General features: G+C 24.6%; 6 protein-coding genes. 5 read left to right on the forward strand and 1 reads right to left on the reverse strand.

The genetic code is table 11. The features are described from left to right. Positions 1 to 355 precede the first annotated feature (355 nt). The gene (locus AC07E4_RS02110; protein ID WP_478215624.1) at positions 356 to 1,252 is read left to right on the forward strand and encodes a TrmH family RNA methyltransferase; all 897 of its coding nucleotides are present in this window, start codon (positions 356 to 358) and stop codon (positions 1,250 to 1,252) included. Positions 1,253 to 1,295: 43 nt separating this feature from the next. On the opposite strand, the gene AC07E4_RS02115 is transcribed toward AC07E4_RS02110, so the two are convergent. Then, positions 1,296 to 2,372, reverse strand: a complete 1,077-nt coding sequence (locus AC07E4_RS02115) for a M24 family metallopeptidase (RefSeq protein WP_040327773.1) — start codon at positions 2,370 to 2,372, stop codon at positions 1,296 to 1,298. A 616-nt stretch (positions 2,373 to 2,988) separates the two neighbouring features. Here AC07E4_RS02115 and AC07E4_RS02120 point away from each other — a divergent pair. The 4 genes from AC07E4_RS02120 to AC07E4_RS02135 all read left to right on the forward strand — a co-directional run bounded on the left by AC07E4_RS02120 (position 2,989) and on the right by AC07E4_RS02135 (position 9,412). After that, positions 2,989 to 4,095 (forward strand): HEAT repeat domain-containing protein, encoded by a 1,107-nt coding sequence (locus AC07E4_RS02120; protein ID WP_040327772.1) that lies wholly within the window; start codon positions 2,989 to 2,991, stop codon positions 4,093 to 4,095. Between the two features lie 98 nt (positions 4,096 to 4,193). Then, the gene (nagA, locus tag AC07E4_RS02125; protein WP_478215625.1) at positions 4,194 to 5,288 is read left to right on the forward strand and encodes an N-acetylglucosamine-6-phosphate deacetylase; all 1,095 of its coding nucleotides are present in this window, start codon (positions 4,194 to 4,196) and stop codon (positions 5,286 to 5,288) included. Between the two features lie 30 nt (positions 5,289 to 5,318). Continuing rightward, a complete protein-coding gene (locus AC07E4_RS02130) occupies positions 5,319 to 6,569 on the forward strand; it encodes a Gfo/Idh/MocA family protein (protein ID WP_040327771.1) in 1,251 nt (416 codons plus the stop codon). A gap of 776 nt (positions 6,570 to 7,345) precedes the next feature. After that, complete coding sequence (locus AC07E4_RS02135; RefSeq protein ID WP_478215626.1) at positions 7,346 to 9,412, forward strand: ABC transporter permease; 2,067 nt, start codon at positions 7,346 to 7,348, stop codon at positions 9,410 to 9,412. The last annotated feature ends 359 nt before the right edge of the window (positions 9,413 to 9,771 follow it).

Below are 9,771 nucleotides of genomic sequence, written 5' to 3' on the forward strand. Positions count from 1 at the left end.
TCCAAAAAATAATTTATAGAAATCTATAGTTTCTACAATAAAATAATATCATATTAGAACTTTTAAAAGTAATAAAATATATAAATTTAAGGTTAAACTTTTAAGTTATTCACATTGTAGTTTTAATAAATAGATATTTTAAATATTGATGATTAGTGATGAAATATATAAATATTAAATCACATTTTTAAATAAATATGATTAAGCTTAAAATCAAATATAATATAAAGAAAAAAATATCTATAATGTAGGATTTTATCGTAAAAAATCAATATTAATCGCCACTAAATGACAGAAAATTTAGACATAAATTTGTATAATAAAGTTCAGATTAATTAGCTAAAAGGAGCATAAAATGGAATATAAGTTTGAAGATTTAAATAAATACACATTAGAAGAAAAAGAAAAAATAGTTTTAGATAGATATAAAAGCAAAGTTATATTTGCAGGAAAGCAACATGGAGTAATAAAGAAAATTAATAATTTAAATAATAATACAAAGCCTAATCCAGAAAAGTTAGCTGTTTTAGAAGGAATATGGGGTTTAGATTTAATACTAAAAAATAATATTAAAATAAAATATTTTATTTTTTGTATAGAAGATATTCATACAATAGAAGCACAAGAAATATTACACAAATGTATTAATATAGCAGAGGAAGTTTTTGTTGTATCAAAAAAAGTATTTTTATCCATTAGCGAAAAAGGAAACCCACAGGGATTGTTAGCAGTATGTTATATGCCTAATAAGACATTTGATGATATAAATTTAAAAAGAAATAATCTTGTAATTGTATTAGATGGTCTTGAAATTCCAGGCAATGTAGGAACAATTATTCGTTCAGCAGATGCAACTAATATAGATGCTATAATAATTAATAATAGAAAAACTAGGATGAATCATCCAAAACTTATAAGAAGTAGTATGGGATCATGTTTAAGCATGAAAATTATTGATAGTACATTTGAAGAAACAAAAAAATGGATTGATAAAAATAAATTTCAAGTTGTTTTAACAGACACAAGAGCAGAAAAGGAATATTATGAACTTAAATATGATAATAGAGTTGCTATTGTTATGGGAAGTGAAAAATATGGAATATCTAGAGAGTGGTATGATACAAAATATACTGGTGTATCAATACCTATGCTTGGAGAATGTGATTCATTAAATGTTGGAGTGGCAACAACAATAATTTTATATGAAGCATCACTTAAAAATAAAAGTATATTAAATAGAAAAGAAGCATAAATAAAAAAAGAGTATAGATTTTTAAATCTATACTCTTAAAATGCTATTCTATAACAACTAATTCTTTATTATATTTGTTTAACACTTCACAGCCATCTTCAGTAACTAAAACTAAGTCTTCTATTCTTACACCAACTTCTCCAGGTATGTATATACCAGGTTCTATTGAGAATATCATTCCAGGTTTAACTTCTTCAGTATTTACAGCTGATACGTCTCCAAGATCATGAACTTCAAGTCCTATTGAGTGTCCAGTTCTGTGAGTGAAGTATTTTCCGTAGCCTTTAGATTCAATATAATCTCTAGCAGCTTTATCTATATCACAGAATCTAACACCTGGTTTTACTATAGATATAGCTCTTTTGTTAGCTTCAAGAACTGTTTCAAAAACTTCTTTAGAATGTTCAGGAACAGATTTATAGAATACTGTTCTTGTCATATCAGAGCAGTATGAATCTTTAACACAACCCATATCAATGATTACAGAGTCTCCTTCTTTAACCATTGAGCCATCATTACCATGATGTGGGTCAGCTCCATTTGCACCATAAGCTATTATAGGTTCAAATGAAAATCCTTCACAACCAAGAGATTCATATATTTCAGATAGCTTTTGAGCCATTTGCTTTTCAGATAAACCTTCTTTAACAAATTTTTGGATTTGTTCCATTGCAAGGTCATTAAGATGAGATGAAGTTCTCATAAAATCTTTTTCAGCTTCATCTTTAAACATTCTACATCTATCTACTATTATAGAACCATTAACAACGTTAGTGTCACCTTTTAATTCCATAAGTCTTAGTAAGAATCTAGCTGGCCAGTTTTTGTCAACACCAATAGTTTTATCTTTTTCGATGTTATCACATATTATAGAAACACCGTCATCATTATCAGTAAACCAAACTTTTTCAACACCTAAATCTTCGTGTACTGGGAATAATTCGTTAATAAATAATTTGTTATTTCCATTTATATTTATGTATAATGCTAATAATCTTTCACCAGGATGAATCCATCTTCCAGTTAAGTAAAATATAGCAGCAGGATCAGAAATTAATAATTGAGGAATTCCTCTTTCTTTCATGCCTTCTAAAACGTTATTAAGTCTTCCTTGTTTCAAAACAATCTCCTCCAAACGTAAAGATAAATTTATACTTATTCCATTAAATAAGCACATTACGATTAATAAATATTTAAAATTATTAATTTAATGATATATTAATTTAATGATAAAATCAAGAATTTTAAAATCATACTTTGCAATTTAAAGAAAATTTTAAAAACGTAAGAAAAATATTTTTAAACTAAATTTAAAATATAGTAGAAAATCATTTTAAAATTTGGAAATCCAATTTTAATATATACTGCAAACTAATCTTAATTTAGTTGAGAAAGAGAAATTTAAAGTGTTGTACAAAAATTAACAATTAACGATGAACAATTAACAATGAAGGATAAAACTGAAAGCTCAGTTTTTTTAATAGATTTTAAAATAATTTGTAGAACAAATTATTTAAGGATTATATAAAAACTAAATTTTGTAAAATATTAAAAGTAATAGTTATATTTACTATGAAAACTATGGTTAGTAAGGATATTGTAATGGGGAATTTATTCTCCAAAATGAACTTTTTATGGATAAGTATTATATTAATTTTAATGTTACACTTAATTAAAAATTAACAATTATCACATATAATTGATTTAAAAGTAATCAATAAAAGGGGATGAGAGAAATGCAAAAAGATAAAGATTCTATAGTTAAAGAAAATATAACTTCACAAGATTTTATAATAAGATCATCGGCTATAGGGTATTTTAATGAAAGTTTTTCAAAAGACAAAGAAGTTACAGAGTGTGTTATAGAAAGTATAAGAAAATATGAAGATCAATTTGAACGAAGTTATATTATTAGAAATTGTGAAAATTTAAATATAAGTAAGGATGGATGGAAAAAGTTATTGAACTTTGGAAGAGATGATGAGATCTTTAATATAAACGTAGCATCACTTATGATTACTAATGGATTAGATGTAATAGAGGAATTTTATGATGAAATAATTAATGCATTTTTAAAAAGAGAGGAATTAAAGAATTTTGATATTTTTAAATATGTAAATTTTTTAAGGGGAATTAGAGAAAGTTCAACAAATGATCTTTTAAAAATGCTAAAAAAGCATGTTGAAAATGAGAAAAAGAAAATTAATGATTTTGATTTAAATTATGGAATGTATATTGTAAATGAATTAAGACTTAGAACGGATTTAGATTATAATTTTATAAAAAGACAAATAAATAAATGTAAAAGCCAATATTATAAATTTTATTTGATTGAATTATTAAGTGAATTAAAAGATGAAAAACTTATAAATTTTTTAATAAGTCAGCTAGACGAAGACAATTATTTAGTAAATGAAAGTGTAGGTAGAGCTCTTGCAAAAATGGATAGTGATAAAGTTATAGAAGAAGTTAATAAAATATATTTTGATTCTAGTTATGATATAAGAGTTTATTTAACTATGGTATTCGATAGGATAAAAACTCCTTTTGCTGAAAAATTATGCTTTAATATTTTAAAAGAAGAAGAGCATTTTGATATAAGAAGTATTTTAGCATCTCAACTTTGTAGAATGTATAGTAAAGATGCCATAGAGTATGTGTACAATATGATAGAAAAAAAAGATTATGATGAAAGTATGGTTAATCTTAAAAGAGAATTATATGTAAGTACAAAGATTAATAATGTAAAATATAAGGAAGTGGAAAGTTGGAGAAAAGAAATAGATATAGAAATGGAAAACATCAAAAATTCTAAACTGTATTTAAAATTTTCTTTAAAGTAAAATGAAAATACGCAAAGTTCGACATTGGAAAAAGAAATAAACATAAGGTTTGTAATGAATTTTAAGAATAATCACTTATTTGAAGGGTGGCAAGAAGTTTGGGAAACGTTATAAGAAGAGGATGTATATATACTAAGTATGGAGCTATAAGTAAATATGGAGAAAAAATAGAAATACCTAAAAATTGTATTGCTATTCCTGGATTTATAGATATTCATACTCATGGTGGATATAACATAGATACTATGGATGGGAGTCTTGATGGAATAAAAAAATGGAGTTATGAAATTTTAAAAGAGGGGACAACTAGTTTTTATCCAACAACAGTAACAGAAAGAACAGATAATATAATTAAAGCATTAAGAAATATTGAAGAATATATAAAAAAAAATAATACAATTGGTGCTGAAGTTTTAGGTGTACATTTAGAAGGTCCTTTTTTAAATGAAAAATTTAATGGAGCTCAAGATATAAAATATTTAAAAAATCCAAGTATAGAACAATTCAAAAATTTTGAAGAAAACAGTGATGATATAAAGATAGTAACTTATGCAATAGAAAATGATAAGGATTTAAGGTTTACTAAATATTTAAAGCAAAAAGGAATAATATCATCTATTGGACACAGTAATGCTAATTTTAAAGAAATAGAAGAGGCACTAAGTATAAGAGATTTAAACATTACTCATTTTTATAATGCTTGTAGTGGGTATCATCATAGAACACCTGGAATAGTAAATGCAGGTTTATATTTTGATAACATTATGATAGAACTTATAGCCGATGGAATTCATGTTGATAGAAGTGTTATAAGAGAAACAGTTAAATTAAAAGGAGTAAATAAAATTATATTAATAACAGATTCTATGAGGGCAAAAGGGTTAGATGATGGTGTTTACAAACTTGGACCTTTAGATGTAATAAAAAAAGGAAATTCAGCTAGATTAAAAAATGGAAACTTAGGTGGAAGTATACTTTCTATGAATGAAGCATTTAAAAATATTATAGAGTATACAAATTGTTCATTGGAAGAAGCAGTTTTAATGACAAGTACAAATGCATCAATAAGAATGAAAATAAATAATAAAAAAGGCAGTTTAGATCTTGGTAAAGATGCAGATATAGTAATTCTAGATGAAAATTTAAATGTTTTAAAAACATATTGTAAGGGTATTTTATGTTGTGAAAAATAATAAGGTTTAAATTTGAGGAGGTAATTTAACATGGGGAAAATAAAAATAGCATTAATAGGAGCTGGAGCAAGGGGAATGTATGCATATGCTCCATATGTAAAGGCAAATCCAGAAATTGTTGAATTTGTTGCAGTAGCAGAACCAAATGAAACTAGAAGAAATCAATTTAAAGAGGAATATAATATAAAAGACGAAAATGTGTTTGATACTTGGGAAAAACTTTTAGAAGGTGAAAAATTAGGTGATGCTATAATAATAGCTAATAATGATGAATCACATTATGAACCAACAAAGATTGCATTAGAAAAGGGTTATCATGTGTTATTGGAAAAACCTATGAGTAATAAATTAGATCATATAGTTAAATTAGGAGAGCTTGCTAAAAAATATAGTAATCAAGTTTTTATGATATGTCATGTATTAAGATATACACCATTTTTTAGTGAATTGAAAAAAATTATAGATTCAAAGGAACTAGGACAACTTATAAACATACAACATAATGAAAATATAGCACATTGGCACTTTGCACATAGTTTTACAAGGGGAAATTGGAGAAATAGTGATGAGACAAGCCCTTTAATTTTAGCAAAGAGTTGTCATGACATGGATTTATTGTTATGGTTTGCTGAAAGTAATTGTAGAAAGATAGCATCATTTGGACATCTCTCACATATGAATTCAAAGAGTTTTAAAGAAGGAATGGCAGATAGATGTTTAGATTGCAATTTTAAAAATCAGTGTCCATATTCAGCGGTTAAACTTTATTTAGGTGAAAAACCAATATTTAAAACGGTGGTACATCCAATACCTACAAAAGAAAACTTAGAAGAGGCTTTAAGAACTGGTCCTTACGGAAGATGCGTATATAAATGTGATAATAATGTAGTGGATCATATGGTAACTATATTAGAGTTTGAAAATAATATAACGGCAACATTTAATTTATCAGCATTTACTGATGAGTGTAATAGAACATTAAAGCTTATGTTTACACATGGAGAAGTAAGAGCACATGATGGGAAAAATATAATAGAAGTTAAAAACTTTAATGAATCTGAATGGAAAACAGTAGTACCAGAAGTAGTTAAAAGTGGACATCTTGGAGGAGACACTGAGATTATGAAGAACTTTATAAATATTATAAGAGGCGAAAATGGACAAGTTAAGACATCAGCACTAACATCAGTTGAAAGTCACATAATGGCATTTGCAGCAGAACATTCAAGACTTAACAGTGAAGTAGTTAATGTAAAAGAGTTTTGGGAAAAAAATATATAAAGTTGTAGAAAGATAAAATAAAATTTAAAATTAATAATTTTAAAAATAAAATTGGAACACTATTATAAATGAAGAAATTTAAAACGCTATTCTGTGAAATTTTAAAAGAAACTCTAAATGTATTTTTCTTTAATTTTTAAGACTACCTTCAGATGCGACGTCCTGTCTTAACTTCAGCTTGCCCCGTCCTTGGGGCAAGGTCGTAAAAATTAAATAAAAATCCATAAGATTTTCTAATTAAAGTTTCAATGAATAGCTTATTTAAATTTTTCATTATAATAAATTTGAAAGTGAATATAAGAATTAACAAATTTATGGGCAATATCGTTTGTACATTTAATTAATTATACTTTTTTAAATTTTAATTAATTCAAAATAAGGTAATTAATATATAAAAGTTCTTTTACCATTATCTCTTTATATTTTTTATAATAAACAATGGAATTTAGCAAGAATATAATATCTAAAAGAATAAAACTGTAACTACTAAAAAATAGAAAATAAAAAATGAAGTTAAAATATTATGAATGGAATAAAAAAATCCATATATTTTAATATTATGAAATAGTGAGAAAAAAGTAATTTTGTATTATTTATAGTTGGACAATAGAAGTTTGTTTAATAAGAAAATGAACAAATAAATTTATAATTATAGAAGAACGGCGTGTTAATACACGCTTTTTTTATTCGAAAGTTTAAAAATAACAAAAAATGTAATTTTAACATCAAAATAATGGTAAAATATATAGTGAATAGAAATAATTTTAGGAGGAAAAATGAATAGTTTAAGGTGTATATGGAATTGTACAAAGGTTGAGTTAAAGAATGTGTTTAGAATGAATAGCATTAAAGCTATTTTGGCTATAATTATTGTTTATTGCTTATATATTTATACTAGTTGTACTTTTTTAGAGAATGATCCTTGGGATATTTTAAGGTGCAGTAGTTTTGTGCCTATAGCACTTATGTTTTTATTTATGATTTTAGGATTTTATTTGGCAAGAGAAGAAAAGGAAAGCAATTTGGAGGAAGTAATAGCATCTATATATAAAGGAAATTTTCATAAATTTATAGGAAAAATATTTGCATTATTAATTATTATATTTTCATTAGTATTTCTTAGCATGATGGGTGTTTTTATATGCTATATGTTTAAAGGAGTGTCAATAGAACTTTATAAACAAAGTATAATGTATTATTTAATATATCATATTATTCCATTTTTTATTGAAGCGTTGATTGGAATGATAATAGGTTCTTTTATAAGAAACAAGATATCATATCTTATTATGTTTTTAATATGGATTTTAACTATTCCGCTAAATAGTTTTATATTTAAAACAGTAATGACTATAACTTCACTAGATTTAAGAGTAGCTATGTACTTTTTTAATCTAGGTCAATACGATATTCATACACCTATAAAAACAATGATAGGCCTTCCTATAGAAAGTTTTAATTTAATTCAAAGGCTTTTAATTTTAATAGTAGTTTTAGGAATATTTATAATAATAAATGTGAGAAAAAACAAAAACAAATTAGTATGCATAGTAATTTGTTTTGCTGTAGCAATAATTCCATTATCTATAAGCTATGGTGGAAATATAAGAACTGTAAAATCATTAATATATTATGGTGATGGAGTAAAGAAAGATTCTATATATTATAGTAACAATAAGGTAGTAGAAGATAAAAATAATTTTCAAATTAAAAGTTGTGATATAACCTTGGATGAGAAGAGAACAGAAAAATTTATTACTACATTAAAAGTTATTCCAGATGAAAATGTAAAAAAATTAAAATTCTCTTTATATAACGGTTTTAACATAGAGAAAGTAACAAATAGCAATAATGAGATATTAAAATTTGAAAGAGATAGTGATTTTGTTACAGTATTTTTGAAAGATGAATTAAAAAAAGATGATTCAGAAAATATAACATTTATATACGATAATGAATCATCTCCATTATATCCAGTAGGAAAAGAAGTTATATTACTTCCATATGATTTCAATTATTATCCAAGTAATATCATTGCATCAGCTATGGTTTCATATAATAGTTTAACTAGAAATGATTTAAGTTATGAATGTGATTTTACTGTTAATATTACAGGTGGAAAAGTAGTTTATAGTAATTTAGAAAGAATTTCTAAAAATAAATTTAAAGGAAAAGCAAGCGGTGTTAATTTGTTTAGAGGATTAATTAAAGAAGAAGAATATAAAAATGTAAAATATTATTATCCTTATGTATCTAGTGAAAATAAATCACCATTTGAAAATTATATAAATAATTATTTTGAAGCTGAAAAAATTATAAATGACAAATTAAATATTAAGTTAAATGAAAAGCTTGAAAAAGTATTTTTTATTCCTATAGATCAAGGCTCATATACTGAAATTTTTCATAAAGATAATTCAATTATAGTACCAAGTTGTTATAATACCATGAGTAATTTAGGATTTACTAAAGAAGAAATAGCAATTTCTATGATAACAAGTAGTTTAAGAGAAAATATAAAAGATGAAAATAAAGAATATATAAGGGACTTAATGAATAGGATGCTAGAAAGTTATTTATCTATAAAAAATAATGAGAACGCTATAATTGTTACTGAAATTGATGTTTTTGAAGAGTCTAAAGATACAATAAGTAAGACAAATGAAGAAATACAAAAAAATAATATTAATAAAAAAATCTTATTAATTTTAGAAAAAAAGGATGAAAATGAATTTAAAAAACTCTTTAAAACAATATATGACTTAGCAAAACAGAAAGATATCACAATAAAAGAAGTAGAAGAGAAAATATTGCAAACTGTTCCCAATACAGTAGTAGAATAAACTGTAATATTAATAGTGTCATTTTATAAAGATATTACAGTTTATTATGATATCATATTGAGAACCAAGTAAAAAGTAAGAGTGAATAGTGATGGTAGATATTACTCACTTTGCTTTTAATATCTAAAAATAGAAACATATAAAAACTAGTTTTTATATACTCCTTAACCAATTTGCTGTGCAAATTTAATAAAAAATCATTCTTTAAAATTGGAAATCCAATTTTTACATTCACTGTCGGATTGGCCCCACAAAAGTAGACTCTAAATGCTAATTACTAGCTTATTCTTAAAATTACTATTTTTTAGATTATAGAACTCATTTGGGGTTCTATAATCAACTGAAGAATGTATTCTTTT

This window comes from Clostridium amazonense (assembly GCF_056431285.1).

Bases quoted from the DNA above. Each gene is read 5' to 3' on its own strand.
- AC07E4_RS02120 (WP_040327772.1), top strand. From the start codon at position 2,989: ATGCAAAAAGATAAAGATTCTATAGTTAAAGAAAATATAACTTCACAA.
- AC07E4_RS02130 (WP_040327771.1), top strand. From the start codon at position 5,319: ATGGGGAAAATAAAAATAGCATTAATAGGAGCTGGAGCAAGGGGAATG.
- AC07E4_RS02110 (WP_478215624.1), top strand. From the start codon at position 356: ATGGAATATAAGTTTGAAGATTTAAATAAATACACATTAGAAGAAAAA.
- AC07E4_RS02135 (WP_478215626.1), top strand. From the start codon at position 7,346: ATGAATAGTTTAAGGTGTATATGGAATTGTACAAAGGTTGAGTTAAAG.